This window comes from Fodinicola acaciae (assembly GCF_010993745.1).
GTDB classification, from domain to species: Bacteria; Actinomycetota; Actinomycetes; order Mycobacteriales; family HKI-0501; genus Fodinicola; species Fodinicola acaciae.
This window is the reverse complement of record NZ_WOTN01000001.1, coordinates 2611087-2634428: the sequence shown is the minus strand read 5'-3', so window position 1 is coordinate 2634428 and position 23342 is coordinate 2611087. Positions and strand designations below refer to the sequence as shown.

Annotated in this window: 18 protein-coding genes; 14 read left to right on the top strand and 4 right to left on the bottom strand. The window is 68.5% G+C overall.

Annotated features, from left to right (window positions below):
* Positions 1-379 precede the first annotated feature (379 nt).
* From GNX95_RS12270 to cydD, 7 genes are all read left to right on the top strand, one after another.
* Positions 380-799 carry a pyridoxamine 5'-phosphate oxidase family protein gene (locus GNX95_RS12270; RefSeq protein WP_246281577.1) on the top strand — a complete coding sequence of 140 codons (420 nt, stop codon included), beginning with the start codon at positions 380-382 and terminating at the stop codon, positions 797-799.
* A gap of 12 nt (positions 800-811) precedes the next feature.
* Positions 812-2566, top strand: a complete 1755-nt coding sequence (locus GNX95_RS12265; protein WP_163507216.1) for a GAF domain-containing sensor histidine kinase — start codon at positions 812-814, stop codon at positions 2564-2566.
* Between the two features lie 130 nt (positions 2567-2696).
* Positions 2697-5060: a phosphoketolase family protein gene (locus tag GNX95_RS12260; protein WP_163507215.1), complete on the top strand. Its 2364-nt coding sequence runs from the start codon at positions 2697-2699 to the stop codon at positions 5058-5060.
* The gene (locus tag GNX95_RS12255) at positions 5057-5539 is read left to right on the top strand and encodes a DUF1003 domain-containing protein (protein ID WP_222853534.1); all 483 of its coding nucleotides are present in this window, start codon (positions 5057-5059) and stop codon (positions 5537-5539) included. Before GNX95_RS12260 ends, GNX95_RS12255 begins: the two co-directional genes overlap by 4 nt.
* A gap of 107 nt (positions 5540-5646) precedes the next feature.
* Complete coding sequence (locus GNX95_RS12250) at positions 5647-7038, top strand: cytochrome ubiquinol oxidase subunit I (RefSeq protein WP_163507213.1); 1392 nt, start codon at positions 5647-5649, stop codon at positions 7036-7038.
* A gap of 25 nt (positions 7039-7063) precedes the next feature.
* Positions 7064-8071 (top strand): cytochrome d ubiquinol oxidase subunit II, encoded by a 1008-nt coding sequence (gene cydB / locus GNX95_RS12245; RefSeq protein WP_163507212.1) that lies wholly within the window; start codon positions 7064-7066, stop codon positions 8069-8071.
* Positions 8068-11388 carry a thiol reductant ABC exporter subunit CydD gene (gene cydD, locus GNX95_RS12240; RefSeq protein WP_163507211.1) on the top strand — a complete coding sequence of 1107 codons (3321 nt, stop codon included), beginning with the start codon at positions 8068-8070 and terminating at the stop codon, positions 11386-11388. The genes cydB and cydD overlap by 4 nt, the downstream gene beginning before the upstream one ends.
* 191 nt (positions 11389-11579) lie before the next feature.
* Here the strand turns inward: cydD and GNX95_RS12235 are convergent, their stop codons facing one another.
* Positions 11580-14003, bottom strand: a complete 2424-nt coding sequence (locus GNX95_RS12235) for a cation-translocating P-type ATPase (protein WP_163507210.1) — start codon at positions 14001-14003, stop codon at positions 11580-11582.
* A gap of 205 nt (positions 14004-14208) precedes the next feature.
* Here GNX95_RS12235 and phoU point away from each other — a divergent pair, with 205 nt between their 5' ends.
* Positions 14209-14865, top strand: coding sequence for a phosphate signaling complex protein PhoU (gene phoU / locus GNX95_RS12230; RefSeq protein ID WP_163507209.1), 657 nt, complete (start codon positions 14209-14211; stop codon positions 14863-14865).
* A gap of 54 nt (positions 14866-14919) precedes the next feature.
* Here the strand turns inward: phoU and GNX95_RS12225 are convergent, their stop codons facing one another.
* From GNX95_RS12225 to GNX95_RS12215, 3 genes are all read right to left on the bottom strand, one after another.
* Positions 14920-15528 carry a DoxX family membrane protein gene (locus tag GNX95_RS12225; protein ID WP_163507208.1) on the bottom strand — a complete coding sequence of 203 codons (609 nt, stop codon included), beginning with the start codon at positions 15526-15528 and terminating at the stop codon, positions 14920-14922.
* 12 nt (positions 15529-15540) lie between these two features.
* Positions 15541-15804 carry a DUF1876 domain-containing protein gene (locus tag GNX95_RS12220; RefSeq protein WP_163507207.1) on the bottom strand — a complete coding sequence of 88 codons (264 nt, stop codon included), beginning with the start codon at positions 15802-15804 and terminating at the stop codon, positions 15541-15543.
* A gap of 177 nt (positions 15805-15981) precedes the next feature.
* A complete protein-coding gene (locus GNX95_RS12215) occupies positions 15982-16839 on the bottom strand; it encodes a universal stress protein (RefSeq protein WP_163507206.1) in 858 nt (285 codons plus the stop codon).
* Positions 16840-16996: 157 nt separating this feature from the next.
* Between GNX95_RS12215 and GNX95_RS12210 the strand changes: the two genes are divergently transcribed.
* The 6 genes from GNX95_RS12210 to GNX95_RS12185 all read left to right on the top strand — a co-directional run bounded on the left by GNX95_RS12210 (position 16997) and on the right by GNX95_RS12185 (position 23309).
* Positions 16997-17911, top strand: a complete 915-nt coding sequence (locus GNX95_RS12210; protein WP_163507205.1) for a universal stress protein — start codon at positions 16997-16999, stop codon at positions 17909-17911.
* Between the two features lie 26 nt (positions 17912-17937).
* Entirely contained in the window at positions 17938-18591 is a 654-nt protein-coding gene (locus GNX95_RS12205) for a response regulator (RefSeq protein ID WP_163507204.1), read from the top strand.
* A 117-nt stretch (positions 18592-18708) separates the two neighbouring features.
* The gene (locus GNX95_RS12200; RefSeq protein WP_163507203.1) at positions 18709-19737 is read left to right on the top strand and encodes an Acg family FMN-binding oxidoreductase; all 1029 of its coding nucleotides are present in this window, start codon (positions 18709-18711) and stop codon (positions 19735-19737) included.
* Positions 19737-20618, top strand: a complete 882-nt coding sequence (locus GNX95_RS12195; protein WP_163507202.1) for a universal stress protein — start codon at positions 19737-19739, stop codon at positions 20616-20618. The genes GNX95_RS12200 and GNX95_RS12195 overlap by 1 nt, the downstream gene beginning before the upstream one ends.
* Complete coding sequence (gene ftsH, locus GNX95_RS12190) at positions 20615-22555, top strand: ATP-dependent zinc metalloprotease FtsH (RefSeq protein ID WP_163507201.1); 1941 nt, start codon at positions 20615-20617, stop codon at positions 22553-22555. Before GNX95_RS12195 ends, ftsH begins: the two co-directional genes overlap by 4 nt.
* A 43-nt stretch (positions 22556-22598) precedes the next feature.
* On the top strand, positions 22599-23309 hold the full coding sequence (locus GNX95_RS12185; RefSeq protein ID WP_163507200.1) for an Rv1733c family protein: 711 nt from the start codon (positions 22599-22601) through the stop codon (positions 23307-23309).
* Positions 23310-23342: the final 33 nt, after the last annotated feature.

Below are 23342 nucleotides of genomic sequence, written 5' to 3'. Positions count from 1 at the left end.
ACAAGGATCACGGTCGCGTACCGGCGGCGAGCGGGCGGTCGTCGCGATCCTCCGCGACCGGGCCGTTGCAAACACGCGCCGCGCATACCTTGTCGTATCGCTACCCGTCACCACATAGCATGACAGAACGCGTTGGCGCCGGCAGGCCGAGACGGACATCGCTGCGCACGTGTCGGTCGGGACGTGGGTCCCGGTGTCGTGGGACCACGTGCTCTGTCGTCCGTGATGGGGTTGGCGGATGGTGGTGGCAACGAAGTCGCGTCGCCGTCAGACGGTGGGAATTGTCATGGTGATCTTCGGGACCTTCGTCCCTGGCTGTCGGGATCGTGCTGTCCGAGACTCTGCTGACCGGATCGCCGTGACAGAAGGAGCGAGGCGGGTGCTCGACCCGAAAAGGTTGGAAGTGCTGGATAGGGCCGAGTGCATGGCGTTGTTGCGGTCGGTGCCGGTCGGTCGGATCGTCTTCACCGATCACGCGTTGCCTGCGGTTCAGCCAGTGGGATTTGTCGTCTACGACGACGCGATCGTCTTTCGTACGGCGGTGGACAGCCGGTTGGCCGCGGCGTCGCGCAACGCCGTCGTCGCCTTCGAGGTCGACGAGATCGACGCGGAACGCGCGACGGGCTGGAGTGTCGTGGTGGTCGGACACGCCAACGAGGTCGTGGACGAGATCGATCTGCGTATGCTGCGAGACACCGAGATGTCGTGGAGCCCGGCGACCGGCTGCTTCATCCGAGTGACGACCGAGAAGGTGACCGGTCGGCGGCTGGTCCCGGGTCTGGCTGGTGATGACGAATAGGAGTGGCTGGCGATGACCTCCGAACGGGATGGCTTGCCGCCGGAGAGCGACCGTGTCATCCCGGATCTGAGCCGGTTGCGGCTGGACACGCTGCTGCGTGAGCTGATCGATCGAGCCTCGGCGGTCATGCAGTCGGAGAGCCGTGTGCACCGGTTGCTCGATGCCGTTGTCGGTGTGGCGAGCGATTTGAGCCTTCCCGATGTGTTGCGCCGCATCGTGGAGTCGTCGTGTGAGTTGGTGGACGCCAAGTACGGCGCACTGGGCGTGATCGGGGACGACCGCAATCTGGCCGAGTTCATCACCGTGGGGATCGACGTCGAACGGCGCAAGCTGATCGGTGATCTGCCGACTGGGAAAGGGATTCTCGGTACGCTGATCGAGCATCCCACGCCGTTGCGGTTGCATGACCTGCGTGAGCATCCGGAGTCTTTCGGTTTTCCGGCCAATCATCCGCCGATGCGGTCCTTTCTGGGTGTTCCGATCCGCGTACGCGGCGTGGTGTTCGGCAACCTCTATCTGGCCGAGAAACGCGGCGGTGGCGATTTCACGGTCCAGGACGAGGACCTGTTGGTGGCGTTGGCGGCGGCGGCCGGCATCGCGATTGAGAACGCGCGGCTGTTCGAGCGTACGAGCAACAGTGAGATCTGGCTGCGGGCCTCCAACGAGCTGACCGCGGCGATGCTGACCGGTGAGACAGCGTCGCAGGCGTTGGTTTCGGTGGCCGAGCGAGCCCGCGCGGTGGCCAGGTCGCCACTGGTCTGCCTGGTCCTGCCGGACGAGGTGGACGGGAGCCTGGCGGTGCGGATCGCCGCCGGTGACACGTCCGGTTCGTTGGCCGGTCAGCAGCTGCCCGAGGAGGCGGCCGCGACGTATGAGGTTTTCCGCTCCGGTCGGCCGCAGGTGCTTGGTGAGTCAGGTCGCAACAGTCCGGTCTGGCTGGGGCGCGAGGTCGAGCTGCCGGCCGAGCTGGCGGACATGGGGCCGATGGTGCTGGTGCCCCTGACGGCCGGCGATGTCGTCCTCGGGGTGCTGCTCATCGCTCATCAGGCGGGGACGCGGCTGCCGTCCGGCGCGTACGTGGAGCTGCTGCAGGGTTTCGCGTCGCAGGTCGCGTTGGCGTTGGAGTTTTCCCGCGCTCAGGAGGATCAGCGGCGGCTGGCCGTCTTCGAGGACCGTGGCCGCATCGCGCGTGACCTGCACGACGTGGTGATCCAGCGGCTTTTCGCGGTGGGGCTGGGGATGGAGGGCCTGGTCAGGATGGTTCGGCCGGAGATCGGTGAGCGAGTCTCCGGTTATGTCGGGGATCTCGACGAGACGATCCGTGACCTGCGGCGCAGCATCTTCTCGTTGCAGCAGCCGGAGGAGCAGCCGAGGGTACGGGCAGACGTGGTGGCGGTCGTGCACGATGTCGCCGCTGGGCTCAGCTGTGAGCCGCGGGTGGTCCTGAGCGGGGCGGTGGACGCGCTGGTGTCGCCGGAGCTGGCCGCCGACCTGCTGGCGACGATCCGCGAGGCGCTGACCAATGTCGTACGGCACGCGAACGCCTCCGCCGTCGCGGTCGAGGTCACCGCCGACAATGCCGGCCGTACGCTCACCCTGGTCGTGACCGACAACGGTGTCGGGATCGGGCAACCGCCGCCGCGTACGAGCGGCCTGGCGAACATGGCTCGCCGCGCCGAACGCTGGAACGGTGCGTTCCGGGTCGAGCCCGGCGCGGACCGCGGCACCGTCCTGACCTGGACGGCCACGATCCGCGGATCCCGATAGCTGGGGACCTCCTGCCACGCAGGCGGGGACTTTTGGCCCCGTTGCGGCAACAGCGGCTCGGCGAGAGTGATGGCAGGACATCACATCGCGATTTGGAGGCCGGTGCCGTGAGTCGACGTCGGAGGCGGTCGTGACCGCCGCGAGTGCTCGCCTGTCGCCGGCCAGCGGCGAGCTCAGCCGGGTGGACGCGTGGTGGAGAGCGGCCAACTATCTGGCCGTCGGCCAGATCTACCTGCTCGACAACCCGCTGCTGCGCCGGTCGTTGCGACCGGAACACACCAAGCCCCGGTTGCTCGGTCACTGGGGGACGACGCCCGGTCTGACGTTTGTCTGGGCTCATCTCAACCGGCTGATCCGGCAGCGGCGACAGCGCATGCTCACCGTGATCGGACCGGGCCACGGCGGTCCAGCCGCACTGGCGGCTGCCTGGCTGGAAGGGACGTACTCGCAGCTGCATCCCGAAGTTTCCCTGGACGAGAACGGAATGCTCCGGCTGTTCCGCCAGTTTTCCTTCCCCGGCGGGGTTCCCAGTCATGTCTCGCCGCAGGTGCCTGGTTCGCTGCACGAAGGCGGTGAGCTCGGATACTCGCTGGCGCACGCGTACGGCGCGGCGTTCGACGACCCCGGCCTGGTGGTCGCGTGCGTCGTCGGCGACGGCGAGGCCGAGACCGGGCCGTTGGCGGCATCGTGGCAGGGGAACAAGTTCCTCGATCCGGTGCGCGACGGCACGGTGTTGCCGATCCTGCACCTGAACGGCTACAAGATCGCGAGCCCGACCGTGCTGGCGCGGATCCCCGAGCCGGAGCTGCGGTCGCTGCTGACCGGCTATGGCTATCATCCGCATTTCGTCACCGCCTACGCCGATGAGCCGCACGTCGACGTCCATGCCCAGATGGCGCTTGAGCTCGACTCGATATTCGAGGAGATCGGGCAGATCCGCGCGGAGGCGAAGCGGGGACGTTTCCCTCGCGCGCACTGGCCGCTGTTGGTGTTGCGTACGCCGAAAGGATGGACCGGGCCGTCCATTGTGGACGGTCGGCGTACCGAAGGGTCGTGGCGCTCGCATCAGGTGCCGCTGACCGAGGTGCGGACCAATCCCGAGCATTTGGCGATGCTGGAGGACTGGCTGCGTTCCTACCAGCCCGACGACCTGTTCGACCGCGTCGGCGCGCCGGTGCCGGAGGTGCTGGCGGCGGCGCCGGACGGCCAGCTGCGGATGAGTGCCTCGCCGGTGGCGATGGCCGGCGTACGCGAGGAGCTGGTGCTTCCCGAGGTGTTCGCGCATGCCGTCGATCCGCGTGACGACGCCAGTGCGACGGCGGTGTTGGGTGGTTGGCTGCGGGAGGTCGTGCGCGCCAATCCACACAACTTCCGGATCTTCGGGCCGGACGAGACGGCTTCCAACCGGTTGCAGGCGGTTTTCGAGGTGACCCACCGCGCGTGGTTCGCCGAGCGGCAGGCCAGTGACGACCATCTCGGTCCCGGTGGTCGCGTCCTGGAGGTGTTGTCCGAGCATCTTTGCCAGGGCTGGCTGGAAGGTTATCTGCTGTCCGGCCGGCACGGCCTGTTCAACTGCTACGAGGCGTTCGCGCACATCATCGACTCGATGTTCAACCAGCACGCCAAATGGCTGGAGACCAGCAGGGACATCGGCTGGCGTGGCCCGGTCGCCTCGTTGAACTACCTGTTGACATCACACGTGTGGCGGCAGGACCACAACGGATTTTCGCACCAGGACCCGGGTTTCATCGATCACGTGCTGACGAAGTCGCCGGCGGTCGTACGTGTCTACCTGCCACCGGATGCCAACACACTGTTGTTGACGATGGATCACTGCATGCGGAGCAGAGACCTGGTAAACGTTGTCGTAGCAGGGAAACAACCGGCGCCGCAGTGGCTGACCATGAGTGAGGCCGTCGAGCACTGTCGCCATGGCATCGGTGACTGGACGTGGGCCGGCACGGCCCGCGGCCGCCAGCCGGACGTGGTGTTGGCCTGCGCGGGGGATGTGCCGACGCTGGAGACATTGGCCGCGGCGGCGTTGCTGCGCGAGCACATACCGGACCTGAAGGTGCGGGTCGTGAACGTCGTCGACCTGACGCAGCTCCGTGACCGCCGGGATGACGACCGCGGGCTGTCCGACGAGGATTTCGACGCGCTGTTCACCACCGACCGGCCGGTCCTGTTCGCCTACCACGGATATCCGTGGCTCATCCACGAGCTGACCTACCGGCGGCACAACCACGACAACTTCCATGTCCGCGGCTACAAGGAAAAAGGCACGACGACCACGCCGTTCGACATGGTCATGCTCAACGACCTGGACCGTTTCCGGTTGGTCGCCGACGTGATCGACAGGGTGCCGTGCCTGGCCAGCGGCTACCCGGACGTACGCGAGGAGATGCTGCGCCGCCGACGAGAATGTCGTGACCACACCAGGAAACACGGGGTGGACGACCCGCGGGTCGTCGAATGGGTTTGGCCCTACCGATGACGATCGCGGCGCCGCGACGTAAAACCACCCGGCGGCACACCACGCGGCATCTGCATCCGGCGAACCGGCGCCGTCACGACAACCGTACGGTCGGCGAGCGGATCGCCGACCGGGTCACCGCCATCTTCGGTTCGTGGTCGTTCATCGTCGCGCAGTCCGTCGTGGTGACCTGCTGGATCGCCTTGAACGCGGCCGGATTCCTGTGGCACTGGGATCCGTATCCGTTCATTCTGCTGAACCTCCTGTTTTCCACCCAGGCGGCGTATGCGGCGCCGCTGATCCTGCTCAGCCAGAACCGGCAGGCCGACACCGACCGGATCAAGGCCGAGCACGACTATCGGGTGAACATGCTCGCCTTGGAGTATCTGGTCGCGCTGCACCGGAGCAGCCACGGCCCGGACTGCCGATGCGTGCCGGACGGCCTTCGCAACGCCGAAGGCCTGCTGAGGGACATCGCCGCCGAGCTGCCGGAGCGTTGATCGCAGGACGGGCCGTACGCCGGTCGTCGCGAGGACCTAAGTCCCTTTGGTCGGATTCCCCGCGCCGGCTTAATTGATGGCGTTCCCCTTCTCTCGGAGTGTGGCTGATGGACGCATTGGACCTGGCGCGATGGCAGTTCGGCATCACGACCGTCTACCACTTTCTGTTCGTACCGTTGACGATCGGCCTGTCGATGCTGGTGGCCATCATGCAGACCGGCTGGGTCGTCACGGGAAAAGAGCACTACCTGCGGATGACGAAGTTCTGGGGGAAGCTGTTCCTCATCAACTTCGCGATGGGGGTGGTGACCGGCATCGTGCAGGAGTTTCAGTTCGGCATGAACTGGAGCGACTACAGCCGGTTCGTCGGCGACATTTTCGGAGCGCCACTGGCGATCGAGGGTTTGCTGGCCTTCTTCCTGGAGTCGACGTTTCTCGGGTTGTGGATTTTCGGCTGGGACCGGTTGTCGAAGAAAGTCCATCTCGCGACGATCTGGCTGGCCTCGGTCGGCACGATGTTGTCGGCGTATTTCATCCTGGCCGCCAACTCCTGGATGCAGCATCCGGTCGGCTATGCCGTCAACACGGCCGCCGGTCGTGCCGAGCTGAAGGATTTCGGTGCCGTACTGACCAACTCGACCGTGCTGGCGACGTTCCCGCACACGATCACCGCGGCCTTCGTCACCGCCGGCGTGTTCCTGCTGGCGATCAGCGGCTGGCAGCTCGCGCGGCGCAGGCAAATCGAGGTTTTCCGACCGTCCATGAAAATGGCGCTCGTGACGGTGCTGATCGCCAGCATCGGCGTGGTCGTCAGCGGAGACCTGCAGGCACGCGTCATGACCCAGCAGCAGCCGATGAAGATGGCGGCCGCCGAGGCACTGTACGACACGGTGACGCCGGCGTCGTTCTCGCTGTTCACCATCGGAAGTCTCGACGGAAGCAGGGAGATCTTCAGTGTGCGCGTGCCGCGCGTGCTGTCGTTCATGGCCACCGGATCCTTCGACGGCAGGGTCGAAGGCATCAACGACGTGCAACGCGCCGAAGCCGCGGCCTACGGCCCAGGCGACTACAAGCCCAACATCCCGGTCTCGTACTGGTCGTTCCGGCTGATGATCGGCTTCGGCCTGCTGGTGATGCTGTTGTCGATCATCGGACTGTGGCTGTTCCGGCGCGGCCGTACGCCGTCGAGCAAATGGTTCTATGCGGTCGCCGTCTGGTCGTTTGCGTTGCCATTGCTGGCAAACTCCTTCGGCTGGATCTTCACCGAAATGGGTCGCCAACCGTGGGTCGTGTATGGCGTGATGGCCACCGCCAACGGTGTGTCGCCGACCGTCGGTGCGGGATATGTCCTGACCTCGATGATCGTGTTCACCGTCCTTTACGGCGCACTCGCCGCGGTGGATCTGGTGTTGATGATCCGCTACGCGAGGGCAGGTGCGCCGGAGCTCGAACCGGTCGAGTCGACCGATCCCGACAAGCCGCTGACATTCGCGTACTGACGACAAGACGAGGGAGTGAGTGGCGGTGCAGTTGACTGATATCTGGTTCGTCCTGATCGCGGTGCTGTGGACGGGATACTTCGTCCTGGAAGGCTTCGACTTCGGTGTCGGCGTATTGCTGCCGGTGCTCGGTCGGGACGAGACCGACCGGCGCGTCATGATCAACACCATCGGACCTGTGTGGGACGGCAACGAGGTGTGGCTGCTGGTCGCCGGCGGTGCGACCTTCGCCGCGTTTCCGTTGTGGTATGCGAGCCTGTTTTCCGGGTTCTACCTGGCGTTGCTGGTGATCCTGGTGGCGCTGATCGCGCGCGGGGTGGCTTTCGAGTTTCGCGGCAAAATGGCCGGCGCGCGATGGCGTACGGCCTGGGACACGGCGATCTGCGTCGGCTCACTGGTCCCGGCGCTGCTGTGGGGTGTGGCCTTCGGGAACATCGTGCAGGGCGTGCCGCTCGACCGGGCCGGCCACTACACCGGCACGTTCTTCACCTTGTTGAATCCGTACGCACTGCTCGCCGGCCTGACCACCCTGAGCCTGTTTGTCTTACATGGCGCGGTTTTCCTGGCGTTGCGGACGACCGGCGGGATCCGGACGCGAGCGAACAGGCTGGCGTGGCAGGTCGGGATGGTGACGGTGGTCGTCGCGGCGGCGTTTTTGGCTTGGACACAGTTGGCGCACGGGACGGTGGTGACCGGCGTGTTGGCGTTGGCCGCTGCGTTGGCGCTGGTCGGCGGTCTGATCGCCAACCGGCTCAAGCATGAAGGGCTGGCCTTCGCCGGCACGGCCGTGACGATCGTGCTCGCGACCGCGACATTGTTCGCCGCGCTGTATCCCGACGTGTTGCCGTCGACGACCAACCCAGCTTTCAGCCTCACGACAACGAATGCCGCGTCCACGCCGTACACCCTGACGATCATGACCTGGGTCGCCGTGGTCTTCACTCCGATCGTGCTCGCCTATCAGGCGTGGACGTACTGGGTCTTCCGGCGGCGGCTGGGTCGCGGCTCGATCCCCACCGGTGTGGCGCATTGAAACCGCTGGATCCACGGCTGGTCCGCGGCGTACGGCCGGCGCGTACGTTCGTCGTCGTGGCGGCCGTCGTCGGGATCGCGACCGGTGCGCTGATCATCGGCCAGGCCGGCCTGCTGTCGGCGCTGATCAGTCGCGGATTCGTCGCGGGAGCCGGCCTCGCGCAGCTCTGGCCGTTGCTGGTCGCGCTCGCCGTTGTGATCGGCGGCCGCGCGCTGCTGGGCTGGATGGCGGATTTTGCCGCACATCGCGCGTCGGCGGCCATCCGGTCTCACTTGCGCATCCAGCTGCTGTCCAGGATTTGCCAGCTCGGTCCGCGGTGGTCGGCGAGCCAGCACTCGGGCGAGTTGGCGACGCTCGCGACACGTGGTGTCGACGCGCTCGATCCCTACGTTTCGCAGTATCTGCCGCAACTTTTCGTCGCGGCGGTGGTGCCGGCGATGATGACCGGCTGGATTCTGCTCACCGATCCGGCGGCGGCGCTGATCGTCGTGGTGACCGTGCCGCTGGTGCCGGTTTTCATGATTCTGGTGGGCCTGCGGACCCAGGCACAGGCGCGCCGGCAGTGGCGCGGCCTGGCTCGGCTGGCGCACCATTTCATCGACGTGCTGGCCGGACTGCCGGTGTTGGCCGCGTACGGCCGCGCCGGCCGGCAGGCGGAGGTGATCCGGCTCGCGTCGGATCGTTATCGCTCCGCGACCATGCGTACGCTGCGGATCGCCTTTCTTTCCGCGCTGGTGCTGGAACTCATCGCCACGCTGTCGGTGGCGCTGGTTGCGGTGACGGTCGGCTTGCGGCTGGTGCAAGGACAGCTGGACCTGCGCACGGCATTGCTCGTGTTGATCCTCGCGCCGGAGGTCTATCTGCCGCTGCGAGCGGTCGGTGCGCAGTTTCACGCCAGCGCCGAAGGCTTGGCCGCCGCCGACGAGATTTTCACGATCCTGGAGGCGAAGCGGCCGGCCGGTGACGCCGACGCCGAGCCGAACCGGTCGATCCGGTTCGAGCGGGTTTCGGTGAACGCTCGCGGAAAACCGGTGCTGGACCGGCTGTCGCTGACCCTGCCGGCCGGTCGGGTGATCGGCCTGACCGGACCCAGCGGTGCCGGCAAGTCGACCGTGGTCGACCTGCTGCTGGGATGGCTGCGGCCGGATGACGGCATGGTGCGCGTAGGCGAGGAATCGTTGGCGTCGCTGGATCCTGACCGCTGGCGGCAACAGATCGCCTGGTTGCCGCAACGGCCACGACTGGTCACCGGCACGATCGCCGACAACGTACGGCTCGGCGCTCCAGCGGCGACCGACGAAGCTGTCGCCGCGGCGTTGCGCCTGGCATGCGTGGACCTGGATCCGTCGACCGACGCCGGCGAGCTCGGCGCGCGGCTGTCGACCGGCCAGCTGCGTCGGGTCGCGCTGGCCCGCGCTTTTGTCGCCGACCGGCCGATTGTCGTGCTCGACGAGCCGACCGAAGGACTCGACGCTGCGACCGAGCGACGTGTCGTGGCCAACCTGAAGGCGGCGTTGGCCGGACGTACGGTCCTGATCGTGTCGCACCGGCCGGCGCCGCTGGCCATCTGTGACAGCGTGGTGCGACTGGCCGAGCCGACGATCGTATCGCCTCTGCCGAAGGAAAAGCCGGCCGCGCCGGCGACCGCGAGCGAGGTCGCCGCGGTGTCCACTGTGGACACTCAGGCCAGCGGCGTACGGTGGCTGGTCGCGGCACTGCGGCCACGAGCCGGCCGGCTCTTGCTGGCCGTGCTCGCCGGTGCTGTCGCGTCCGGCGCTGGAATCGCGCTGATGGCGACCTCCGGACGGCTGATTTCCACGGCCGCGCTGCATCCACCCGTGTTGACGCTGATGGTCGCGATCGTCGCGGTGCGGACTTTTGGACTCGCGCGGCCGGTTTTCCGTTACCTGGAGCGCCTTGCCAGCCATGACGTGGCGCTGAGGCTGCTTGGCGACCTGCGCGTACGGATCTGGCGGCAGCTGCTCAGGATCGGCCCCGGTGGCCTGCGACTGTGTCGCGGTGACCTCCTCAGCCGAGTGGTGTCCGATGTGGACAGTCAGCAGGACGCCGTCGTACGGGCCGTCGTCCCGCTGACCTCGGCGGTCGTGACCGGCCTCGGCGCGGCCGCGTGTCTTTCCCCGCTGTCACCGCTTGCTGGCGTGGTCATGCTGCTTTTCGTTGTCGTGGCAGTCTTTCTCGTGCCGTCGATCGCGGTTTTCCTCGGCTCCCAGGCCGATCGCCGGCTTGCCTCCGCCCGCGGTGCGTTGTCTGCCGCGACCGTCGAGCTGGTGCAGGCCGGCGCGGACATCACCGCCTACGGCGCACACTCCGACACGCTCGACCGGGTGCGGCGGCTCGACGCGACGTTCACGCGGTTGCTCGGTCGAGCCGCGTCCGTACGCGGGATCGGCGCGCTGCTCAGCATTCTGACAACCGGAGCGGCGGTCATCGCATCCGCGGTCGTGGGCATCACCGCGTTGCGCGGCGGTCATCTCAACGGTGTCGACCTCGCGGTCCTGGTGCTGACACCGCTTGCCGCCGCGGAAATGTTCGCCGGGCTGCCAGCCGCGGCGCAACACCTGGCGGCGGCGCTGCCGGCCGCGCGACGACTCGCCGAACTGGTGGCGCGGCCCTCCGCCGCTGCCGAGCCGTCGACGCCGGCTCTGCTGCCGGCCGCCGACACGATGTCGGCTCAGCACCTGGCCCTGCGCTGGCCGCGACAGTCCGCCGACGCCGTACGCGACCTCTCACTGCAGGTGCGGCCCGGCCAGGTCACGGCCCTGGCCGGACCGAGCGGATCCGGAAAGAGCACCGTCGTGGCGGCGCTGATGCGGTTCCTGGATCCGGCCGCCGGCGCGGTGCACCTCGGCGACACCGACACCCGGCGGCTGGCCGGAAATGACGTACGTTCTCGCATCGCCTGGTGCGGCCCGGACAGCCATCTGTTCGACAACACCGTCCGCGCCAACCTGCTCCTCGCGCGGCCCGACGCGACGGATGACGAGCTGCGGACCGCGCTTGCGAGCGTACGGCTTCTGGACTGGGTCGACTCCCTGCCGTCCGGCCTGGACACTCCGGTCGGCGACGGCGGCGCCGCGATCTCCGGCGGCCAACGGCAACGTCTCGGCCTGGCTCGCGTTTTCCTGGCAGACCGCGACATCATGCTGCTGGACGAGCCGGTCGCCCACCTCGACCCGGCCACCGCCGACGCCGTAATGGACGACATTTTCGCGAATGCCGCGGGAAAATCCGTCCTGCTGGTCACTCACCGCCAACGCGATCTCGCCGCCGCGGACACCGTCGCCTCGCTGCACTGAGGCGTCTCGATGATCTCGGGGCCACGGCAGGAGCCGCGGTTGTCGCGCAATGGTCGAGACGGACATCGAGAATGGCCCGAGGACGCGCGACGGTTGACGGCCGCCGGCGGCGCGCCATCCGGTTCTGGCGGGTGGCCGGCAACTCGTTGACGAGGCGGATGTGCTGGCAACCCTCAAAAAAAGTTCCTGACCTAGGAGCGCGTGTCCAGGAGTGCGTGTAGCAATCCGGGGATGATGCCGGCGATGAGGCAGAATCCCAGCTGGGTCAGGTCGAGCGGCTGCGTGCCGAGCAGGAATCGCAGCGGTGGCAGGTAGATCCCGGCGAGCTGCAGGGTGAGTGACAGGCCGATCGCGGCCACCAGCCAGCGGTGCCGGCCGGCATGTGCGCGTGCGCGGCTCGACCAGGCGATGCCGAGCTGTCCGAAACACAGGGTGAGAAAAAGGATCGACTGCCACGGCCACGCCCACGCCGCCGCGACAACGGCGGCCACGAGCGACATCGCGGCGATGCAGCTGCCGGCGGCCAGCACCGTACGCCACAGACCGGCGGCGAGAATTGCCTCGCCAGCCGGTCGCGGCGGTTGTCGCATGGTCTGCGGATCGGCCGGTTCGACGCCGAGCGCGACGCCGGGCAGGCCGTGCGTCAGCATGTTGATCCACAGGATTTGCGCCGGCAACAATGGCAAACCGAGGCCGAGGAACGGTCCGACGATCATCACCGCGAGCTCAGCGAGGCCACCGCTCAGGCCAAAGCCGAGAAAGCGGCGTACGTTGGCATAGATCCGCCGGCCTTCCTCGATGGCGGCCGTCACCGTGCCGAGGTTGTCGTCGGCGAGCACCAGGTCGGCCGCCTGCCGCGCGGCCTCTGTGCCGGTTTTCCCCATGGCCACGCCAATGTCGGCGCGGCGCAGGGCCGGCGCGTCGTTGACTCCGTCGCCGGTCATCGCGACGATCTCGCCGCGTTCCTGGAGTGCACGTACGATGTCGAGCTTCTGCTCCGGATGCGTACGTGCGTAGACGCGCGCGATCCCGGTCCCGCCGCCGGTCGCAATGGCCCCCGGTGGCAGGCCGAGCTGGTCGGCGATCGCGGTCGCGGTGGCCGGATGGTCGCCGGTGATCAGCACTGGCCGTACGCCGGCGGTCAGAAACGATTCGACAGCGACCCGCGCTTCCGGCCGCAGCGGATCGACCAACAGCACCAGCCCCGCGAAGCGCAGCTTGGCATTGTGCGGATCGACTGTTCCGACCGGGAGCTCGCGGTCGGCGACGGCGAGTACGCGATAGCCGTCCGCGGCCAGCCGGTGTGCTGTCGCCGCCGCACTGGCCAGGATCGTGGGGTCGTCGACCAGCACCTCCGGCCTGAGTACGCTTTCCGGCGCGCCTTTACAGACGACGCGCAGGCCCCTTTGTCCACTGTGGACGGTGGTCATGCGCCGGTTGGTCGCCTCGAATGGGACCTCGGCGATCCGTGGCTGCCACTCGCGGACGCTGACCGGGACACCGCACTGTTCGGCCGCGGTGGCCAGCGCGACCTCCGTCGGATCGCCTATCGCCTGCGACGGGTCCGCGTCGTTGCACAGCTGGATGTCGAGCGCGAGCCGGTCGAGGATCACGCCGGCGTCGCTGGCCGGAGCGATGTCCACGCGCGTACCGGACGCCGTGACGAAGCCGGTGACCGCCATCCGTCCCTCGGTCACGGTGCCGGTTTTGTCCATGGCGAGTACGGTGACCGCGCCAAGCGTCTCGACGGCCGGAAGGCTGCGTGCGATCGCCGCGCGTCGCGCCATTCGCCGCGCGCCGATGGCGAGTGCGACAGTGATGACCGCCGGCAGCGACTCCGGCACGGCGGCGACGGTCAGGCTGACCGCCGCGATCACCATCTCGGCCAGCGGTTCCCCGCGCAGCAGCCCGGCCACCAGCACCAGGCCGGAGAGGGTCACCGCGACAACGCCGAGATACCAGCTCAGCGTGGCCAGCCGGCGCTGCAGCGGCGTACGCCGGATGGGTTCGGTCGCGACCAGCGTGGCGATCCGGCCGAGCGCGCTCGCCGCTCCGGTACGCGTGACGACGCCCCTGCCGCGGCCGGCGACCACGACGGTGCCGGCCGATGCCGCATCGCCGGCCAGCTTCGCCACCGGCGCCGGCTCGCCGGTCAGCGCGGCCTCGTTGACCTGCAACCGTACGGCTTCCACGACGTCGACGTCGGCCGGCACGATGTCCCCGGCCTCCAAGGCGACGAGGTCACCAGGCACCACCTCGCGCGTGGGGACGCGCTGGTCGAGGCCGTCTCTGCGCACGCGCGCGACCGGCGCGGCGAGGCTGCGCAGCGCGGTGACGGCGTGATCGGCGCGGATCTCCTGGATGGTGCCGACGGTCGTGTTGAGCACGATGACCAAAGCGATGACGATCAGGTCGGTGACGTCGCGCAGCGCCACGGTCAGCACCATCGCGGCGATGAGCAGCAGGCTGAGCGGGTCGGTCAGCTGGTTGACCACGCTGGCCAGGCCACGCCGGCGCGGCGGCTCGGCGGTGACGTTGGGGCCACAGGTCGTCATCCGCGCCGCGACCTCGGCCGCCGTCAGGCCGGAGGCCGACCGGATGTCCGGAACGGTCATGATCCCAGCTCACCGCCTCCGGACGCCGGCGGACAGGGCCGAGCGGCCCCGCGCCGGCGGGCCGTACGGCACTGGTTGCCTTGTGACAGGCCGAAAGTCCCGGTCGCGGCTCGACCTATGACGGTGCCGCGGACGGACGGAGATGGCTGCACTGGCGAGGATGGGCCAGCCGGCTCGTCGTACGACCAGGCAAAGGAGCGGGCGGATGCGTACGACCTATCACGAGGAACTGGCCAAACTCGGTGCGGAGCTGGCCGGCATGGCCCGTACGGTGGACCGCGCCATGCGGCGCGCCAGCACCGCGTTGCTCGACACCGACGGGGAACTGGCCGACAAGGTGATCGCCGAGGACGCCGAGATCGACGCTCTGCGCGACATGCTCGACGACCAGATCCTGGACATGCTGGCTCGCCAGCAGCCGGTCGCGATCGATTTGCGAACGCTGGTCGCCGGACTGCGGATCAGCGGTGACCTGGAGCGGATGGGAGATCTGGCGCGGCACGTCGCCGAGGTGGCGCGGCGCGACCGGCCCACCGCCATGCCACCGCGCCTGCGCGACGCCGTCGAGAAGATGAGTCAGGTGGCACACAAACTGGCCGGCAAGGTCGCTGCCGTACTGGAGTCTCGCGATGCCGAACGAGCGCTGGAGCTGGACCGGGATGACGACGAGATGGACCTCTTGCAGGACAGCCTCTACCGCGAGCTGCTGGCCGGCGACTGGGGCGAGGACGTCGAGGTGGCGATGGAGGCCACTCTGGTCGGTCGGTTCTACGAGCGGTACGCCGATCATGCCGTCGCGGTGGCCGATCGGGTCGCGTTCCTCGCCGGTGAACGGGGACTGGACGGCCAGCGCCTGCGTTGACGGCCACGACTCGGCCGCCGGATGCGCGTCCGGCGGCCGAGTGGCTTTCCGCGGTCAGAACAGCCAGGGGTTCTTCCTGACCAGCGGCAGGCTGGCCCACCACCGCCCGAAGCCGAAGGTGTTGCCGGCGTAGACGACGGCGAGCGTGATGAGCAGGAGCGCGTAGACGATGTGGTAGTCCAGCAGGGGGTTGGTCGAGCCGGTCGGCGTACCGGCCTCGGTGAACCGTGCCAGCGGCCATTCCGCGGCCCACATGAACACCATCATCAGCGCGCCGCTGCCGGCGGCGATGCGCATCGCGACGCCGGCGATGAGCGCGACTCCGATGGCGAGCAGGCCGATCATGAACAGCCAGTCGGCCCACGGCGCACCGGCCCAGCCGCGGAACATGCCGGCCAGCGGCCCGGCCTCGACGTGGCTGAGGAACCCCTTGGTCGGCGAGCCGCCGTTGATCCAGGCGGCTTTGGCGGTGGTGCTGTAGCCCAGCCCGAACAGCTTGTCGGCGAAGGCCCACAGGAACACCAGACCGGCGAGGATGCGGGTGACGCCGATGACCTTGGCGGCGGTGGTGGTCATGACCGCGCCGTGCGTCGTCGCGGTTTTGGTGGCCTCGTCGCCAGGGATCTGCATCGCACCGGTGATCGGCAGGTTGTGCGCGGACATGGAATCCTCCTGTTAGCGCTGTGCGCGTTGGTCGTGAATGCCTTCTATGTCTTCGGTCGCCGCGTGCAGGAGCTCGCGGGACAGGTTGGCCAGTGCTCGCGCGACGGCGATCTCGTCGTCGATCTCCGGCACGTTCACGTCGTCCGGATTCGTCGCGGCGACGCCGACGCCGACCAGGTGGGTGTTGTCGCAGGTGTGCAGGCGCACTTCCGCGTGTACGCCGTCGTCCTGCTCGTCGATGAAGATCTCCGTCGACCATTTTTTCGTACGCAACATGGCTTTCTTGCTTCCTAGTGGTGTGTTTCCGAAATGGCACGCCGGTTCCGGCGCCCAGAAGCCGCCTGGACGCACCGGGAAGGCGCCCGGATACGCCCCGGTATGAGGGCGCTTTCCCGGCACGCCCAGCCGCCTTCTGGATCACCGGACCCGGCATCCCATTTCAGCAACACACCACTAGCGGGTGTGACGCACGACGGCGAGCGGACACGGACAGCTGTAGAGCAGTGCCTGGCTGGTCGAACCGAGCAGCATTCCCTCGTAGCCGCCGCGGCCACGCGAGCCCACCACCAGCAGTTGCGCTCCGGCGGCGTGTTCGAGCAGGCTGCGTACCGGCCGGTCCTGGGTGACCACGCGCAGGACGTGCACGTCCGGATACTTTCGCTGCCAGCCGGCGAGGCGGTCGGCCAGCAGGAGTTTCTCCTCCTCACGGATGCGTTGCCAACTGCCGACGCGGCGGGCCACCGCGTGGTCGTCCTCCAGCGCCACGTCACTCCAGGTGTGCACCGCGACCAGCGGACAGTGCCGGAGTTTGGCTTCCTCGAAGGCGAAACCGGTGGCCTGTTCGCTGACCGACGACCCGTCGACGCCGACCACGACCGCGCCGTCCGGCGGCGCCGGACGGTCGTGTGGCACGGTGACCAGCGGACACTCGACGTGCCGAGCGATGGTGATCGCCGGAGAATCGGTCAGCGACTCAAGCGGCCGGCCGAATCCGCGGGTGCCGATGACGACCAACGCGGCGTGCGTGGACTGGTGGACCAGCTCGGCCTCCGCCGGACCGTCGCAGAGCCGCGCCGACACCGGAGCGCCCGGCCAGACGGCGCGTACGTCCGCGGCCGCCTGCTCGAGCCAGTCGCTGGCCAGCTTTTCCGGCTTCTTGTGGGAAGTCCCGGCGTAGTCGCCGGGGACCATCGCATGCAGGAGCAGGACCGGAGCACCGCGTCGCATCGCCTCGGCCGCCGACCATCGAGCCGCGTCCCGCGCTTCCATCGTGCCGTCGATGCCGACGACGATGGGCCTGTCGGTGCTCATCGGATCTCCTCCTCGCCGTTGCTGGCGAGGCCATCGTCAGGCCGGGGACGCGCCGCCGAGCAGTGCGTACCGTCCCGATCCGAGCCGGCAGTCGTCCCCGTCCGTCCGGGACGTTTGTCCCTGCAGCGGCGCGAGTCCGGTTCGTACGGTCAACGGCATGAACATCGCAAACCGCAGGCCAGACCGGCCGATCATCGTCGGCGTCGACGGATCCGACGGTGCAAACGAGGCGATCGCCTGGGGGACCGCGGAGGCCGTACGCCGTGACCTGGACCTCGAACTCGTCCTCGGCGCGCCGCCGCCACCACGGGTCGCTCTGCCGGACGGCCGGCTGATGAGGTGGGACAAGGCGGCGATGGACCGCGCGCACAGGCGCATCCTGGACGATGCCGCGGCACGTGCCAGATCAGTGCGGCCAAACGTGCGGCTGAGCGCACGCGTCGTCCACCGCGCAGGTGCGGCCGCGTTGCTCTCCGCCGCCGAGTCGGCCTCGATGGTCGTCATCGGTTCGCGCGGCATGGGACAGGTCACCGGCCTGTTGTTCGGCTCGACCGGTGCCACGTTGGTCGGCCGCGCCGGGTGTCCCGTGGTGATCGCGCATCCCAGCAAGCAGGACGAATCCGACAAGCTGCCGGTCGTGCTCGGCGTCGACGACAGGCCGGCCGACGAACTGGTCGGGTTCGCGTTGGAGGAAGCGGCGGCACGCGAGGTGCCGATGGTCGTGCTGCACGCCTGGAACGACATCCTGGTCGACCCGGCACCGGGATTCTATCCGCCGCCGCTGCTGGAATGGAGCGCGATCGAGGAGCACGGCCGGCTGCTGGCCGAACGGCTGATCGGACCGTGGAGGGCGAAGTTTCCGGACGTGCCGGTCGACGTCAAGATCGTACGTGACCGGCCGGGGGTGGCACTGGTGCACGTTTCGGCAAGCGCGCAGTTGGTCGTGGTCGGCTCGCGTGGCGGCGGTGGACTGGCCGGTCTGCTGCTGGGGTCGGTGAGTCGGCAGGTGGCGCACTACGCGCAGTGTCCGGTCGCGGTCGTGCGTACCGTCCACGAGCAGGATGAGCAGTGAGCTCGCCGGATGCGGTAGAAACAACTATGGCCGACGGCGAACCGATTCGGGTGTTCCTGCTGGACGACCACGAGGTGGTGCGTCGAGGCGTACGCGAGATGCTCACCGACGCCGGCATCGAGGTGATCGGTGAGTCCGGGTCGGCGGAGGAGGCGGCGCGGCGGATTCCGGCGTTGCGGCCGGACGTGGCGGTGTTGGACGCGCGGCTGCCCGACGGGTCGGGGATCGACGTGTGTCGGGAGATCCGGGCGCGAGATCCGCGGATCAAGGCCATCATTCTGACCTCCTACGACGACGCGGATGCGCTTTTCGCGGCGATCATGGCCGGCGCGGCCGGTTATGTGCTCAAGCAGATCCGTGGCACGGACCTGGCCGAGGGGATCCGGATCGTGGCGAAGGGTCAGTCGTTGCTGGATCCGGCGATGACCGGTGAGGTGTTGGCGCGGTTGCGTGAGCCACCCAAGGAAGACAAGCGGTTGGCGTCGTTGACGGCTCAGGAGCGGCGGATTCTGTCGCTCATCGCGGATGGCCTGACCAACCGGCAGATCGCCGAGACGATGTTCATCGCGGAGAAAACCGTGAAAAACTACGCGTCCAACCTGTTCGCCAAGCTCGGCGTCGAACGACGTACGCAGGCCGCTGTCTACGGCGCGAGACTCCGCGACAAGAACACACCGTAAGGCAGAAGGATCGAGGGACCCGGGCTTCGGCCCGGGTTTCCGTTGTCCGCGGATGTCCCGGCTGACCGGGGACTTTCGGCTCTGCGTCGCGCAACGGCCGGCTCATAGCGTCGGGGAATGACAGAAATCCAGCGAGCGCGGTTTCGCTCGCAACTCGACGAGCAACCGCCGTTCAGTCCCGAGGAGGTCGCGGCACTGGCCGAGGCGGCGGGGCTGGCACCGTCCGTGCTGAACACCCAGCCGTGGGCCATCCGCGCTGTGGCCGACGGGATGGACGTTTTCCAGGACCCGGTCCGCGACCTTCCGCACATCGATCCGGCCGGTCGGGAACGGATGATCTCCTGCGGTGCCGCGGTGTTCAACGTCGAGGTCGCGATGCGGCGGCTCGGCTGGACCGTGCACACCGAGCTGCTTCCCGTGCCGGCCATGACCGGCCTGGTCGCGCGGATCCGGCGCGGCGCGCGGCAACGGGCCGGTGAGGTGGACCTCCGGATGTACGCGGCGATGCGCCAGCGGCGCACCTACCGGCAGGTGTTCGGACCGGGGACCGTCCCGCCGCGACTGCTGGAGGCGATCGAGGTTGTCGCGGCCGCGCACTCGTGCCGGCTGCATGTCGTGGCCGACACCTATGAACGCCAGCGGATCGCCGAGCTGATGGTGGGTGCCGCCACGATGCAGGCCACCGACCCGGATTTTCAGGCAGAGCTGGGAAACTGGATGCGTCAGCGCGGCGATGACGCGGGCCTGACGAGCGCGTCCGTGGGACACGCGCCATACCCGTACGACGGGATCGTCCACCGGCCGACTCTCGGTGGCGTGGACGCCCGCCAGGTGGAGGACGCGCTGGCCCGTAGCACCGTCGCGATCCTCACGACCCGTGAAGACCGGCCCATGGACTGGCTGCGCGCCGGCATGGCGTTGCAGCAGATCCTGCTCACCGTCACCCACCACGGCCTGGTCGTCGGACTGTCCGAACAGGTCATCGAGGTCCCGCGGACCCGCGCCGAGTTGGCCACCCGACTGTCCACAGTGGACCACCCGCAGATGTTGCTCAGGATCGGCCACCCGCTGCTGAACATGCCGCCGACCGGCCGCCGCTCGCTGGCTGACCTCTTCGTCGCCGACACACCTGGACAGGCGCGGTGATGAGAAACCGTTACCGCGTCGCGGCGCGGCCGGTCACCGTGGGGGTCGACGGCTCGGCCGAAGGACTGGACGCGGTTCGCTGGGGTGCCGCCGAGGCGCTGTCGCGCGGCATTCCGTTGCGCCTCGCGTACGCCGCCACCGAGCCGTCCGGCACCGCCGGAATCGGGACCGCCGCACAGAAAGCACTGGACAAGGCGGTCACGGTCGTCGCGGATGCGGTGCCGGCCGTCTACGTCTATCCGTCGGTGTTGCATTCCAACCCGATCGACGCGTTGGTCGTCGCCAGTGGCACCTCGGAGCTGGTCGTCGTCGGCCGCAGCCACCGGCGAAGCGGCGCGTGCGGTTCCGTGCCGGCCGCCGTCGCCGCACGCGCCGAGTGCCCCGTGGTCGTCGTACGAGGTGAGGACTGGTCGGCGCGCGAGCGGTCGCAGGCACCGGTCGTACTCGGCGTTGACGTCGGTGTCGCCCCCGACGTCGATGCCGTGATCCGGCTCGCGTTCGAGATGGCCGACCGGCGCCACGCGCCGCTGTCGATCCTGCGAGCGATCAGCACGGAAAACGCGCGGCTTGTCCCGACGACAACGGTTTTCCCTTATCGTGATTGGCGTTCCGCTGCGGCAGCAGAGCATGCGGCGATGGCCGGCCGGCTGGAACCCTGGCGCGACTCCTTCCCCGGCGTCATCGTCTCCGAGGAGATCGTCGAGGAACTGCCCGCACCGGCACTGCTGGAGGCCTCCACCAGCGCTCAGCTGGTCGTCGTCGGCAGCCGTCGTCGCGGCGGCCTCGCGGGGTTGGTGCTCGGCTCGGTCAGCCAGGCGCTCATGCGGCAGGCGAGCTGTCCGGTGGTCGTCGTTCCGACGCACCGCGAGGCCCACCGGTGACACGTTCTGCGGCGGCGACGCGGCATTTCACCGCTCGGGCGAAATCCGGTCCGCCGCCTGACAGTCCGCCGCCGAAACCCGAACCCCGGCCGGCGCCGTGGTGGCAACACGTGCTGTTGCCGCTGGTGGTGCTCGGCATCGGCGGCCTGGTGGTGTGGATCGTGGCGGCCGGCGGACCGCCGGCCTCGACGTCGCTGTCGTACTCCGATCTGGTGGCGAACGTGACCGCCGGCAAGGTGGCGTCGGTGACGATCGGTGGCGACGGCTCGGTCACCGGCACGTACAAGACCGGCGGCGCGTTCACCAGCCAGCTGCCGACCGCACTCGGGACCGGCCAGTTCGGTCAGCTCCTGCAGGCCAGGCACGTCAGGGTCGAGGCGACCGCCGGCGGCGGCTCGACCTGGATAACCATCCTGAGTTTCCTGCCGTTCATGGTGATCATCGGGTTGATGTGGTGGGCCGCGCGGGCCGCCGGCCGGACGATGACCGCTGGTGGAGGTCTCGGCGCCGGCACTTTCGGCCGCTCCAAAGCCAAACTCATCGACGCGCAGCGTCCGCGGACCAGATTCGCCGATGTCGCCGGCTACGACGGAGTCAAACAGGAGGTCAGCGAGATCGTCGACTTTCTGCGCCAGCCGGAGCGTTATGCGGCCGCCGGCGCACGTGGGCCGCGCGGTGTCATCATGGTCGGTCCACCTGGCACCGGGAAAACGCTACTCGCGCGAGCGGTGGCCGGACAGGCCGAGGTGCCGTTCTTCTCGGTCACCGGCTCCGCCTTCGTCGAGATGTTCGTCGGCGTCGGCGCCTCACGCGTACGGGATCTGTTCGAGGAAGCCAGAAAACGCGCGCCGGCGATCATCTTCATCGATGAGATCGACGCGATCGGCAGCCGCCGCAGCGTACAGCCGACCGGCGGTCATGAGGAGCGCGAACAGACGCTCAACCAACTGCTCGCCGAGATGGACGGTTTCGACGAGCGCAGCGGCATCGTCGTGCTCGCCGCCACGAACCGGCCGGAAACCCTCGACGCAGCCCTGTTGCGACCGGGCCGGTTCGACCGGCAGGTGACCGTACCGTTGCCGAACCAGGCCGAACGCGCGGCGATCCTGGCCGTACATGTCAAGGGAAAACACCTCGCACCCGAGATCGAGCTCGGCACGATCGCCCGCGCGACCCCCGGCTTTTCCGGGGCCGACCTGGCAAACCTGGTCAACGAGGGAGCCATCAACGCGGTACGCGATGGCCGAACGACCATCACCGCGGCGGATCTGGACGCCGCTCGCGACCGCGTGCTGCTCGGTCGCCGCGAGACCTCCAACGCCTTGCTGCCGGAGGAAAGACGCGCCGTCGCCGTGCACGAGTCCGGACACGCGTTGCTGGCCACCCTGTGCGAACACGCGGATCCGGTCGCGAAGGTGACGATCCTGCCGGCCGGTGTCGCGCTCGGGGTGACCGAACAACTGCCGGAGGCCGAGCGCCATCTCTACAGTGAGGGCTATCTGCACGACCTGCTCGCGGTCCGGCTTGGCGGCCGCGCGGCCGAGCTGGTCGTCTTCGGCGAAGGCTCGACCGGCGCCGCGAGCGACCTGGCCGGCGCGACGCAGATCGCCATCCGGATGGTCCGCGAGTTCGGCCTGTCCGCCGCGCTTGGACCGGTCGGCTATTCGGACGGCGACGGCGCCGCCGCTGAGCTCGGCGACGTCGGAGTCAGCCCGGTGCGGTGGGCCTATTCCGAGCAGACACAACAAAAGATCGACCTCGAGGTGTCGAGATTGTTGCGCAGCGCCGAAGAACGCGCGGTCCAGCTCCTGCGAGATCACCGCACCGCACTCGACCGGCTGGCCGAGCGGTTGATCGAGGCCGAGACCGTCGACGGCGACGCGGTGCTGGCCGCGCTGGCCGATCCGGTGCCGGCAGGCGAGAAGTCCCTGGTCTAACGTCCCGAAAACACGGGCCCTCACGCGTCCGGTCAGGGGACCGATGACCCGGTGGCCGGCCACCGGACCGGACCAGACTTGGGACAACGGAAAAGCGCTGGAATGCAGCAAATCCGATGCCGGGAGGGTTGTCGTGATGTTCCTGTTCCGCATTCGCCGGATGCCGGCGATCGCGCTGCGGCGGCTCGGTTTCGGTGCCAACCCGATGCGTCGCCGGTCCGACCGCGTCGAAGGCATCGCGTACGGCGTGGCACTGCTCGGTGCGATGGCCACGATCGGACTCGCGCCGTCGTTCGCCGTCAACACCTATCAGCAGGAGTCCCGTACGGCCGCCGTGCAGCGCACCGAACGACACCAGACGCAGGCCACCCTGCTGGAGGCGGCGATCCCCTCCGGCACCAGCACGACCGGTGTTCGCGGCACGTCTTTCGTTCTGGTGGCGTGGAAAACACCGGACGGTGCGCGCCACACCGACCGCGCCAAGATCGACACGGACCTGCCCGCCGGTGCCACGACACCGGTGTGGGTCGACCGCGACGGCAAGCTGGTGACCGCTCCGAAGACACCGACCGGAGTCTTCTTCGCGGCACTCACCGCCGGGGTGTGGCTGTCGTTCGTCGGCGTTGTCGCCGCCGCGCTTTTCTATTGGACCGTACGGCTGATCCTGGACCGGTCACGGCTGCGGGATTGGGATCGCGAATGGGCCGGCATGGAGAACGGTTGGCCGCGGCAGGTCCGCCCCAACGACACGTAGAAATTCGTCCGAGCGCTCATCTGGAGGTGTCAC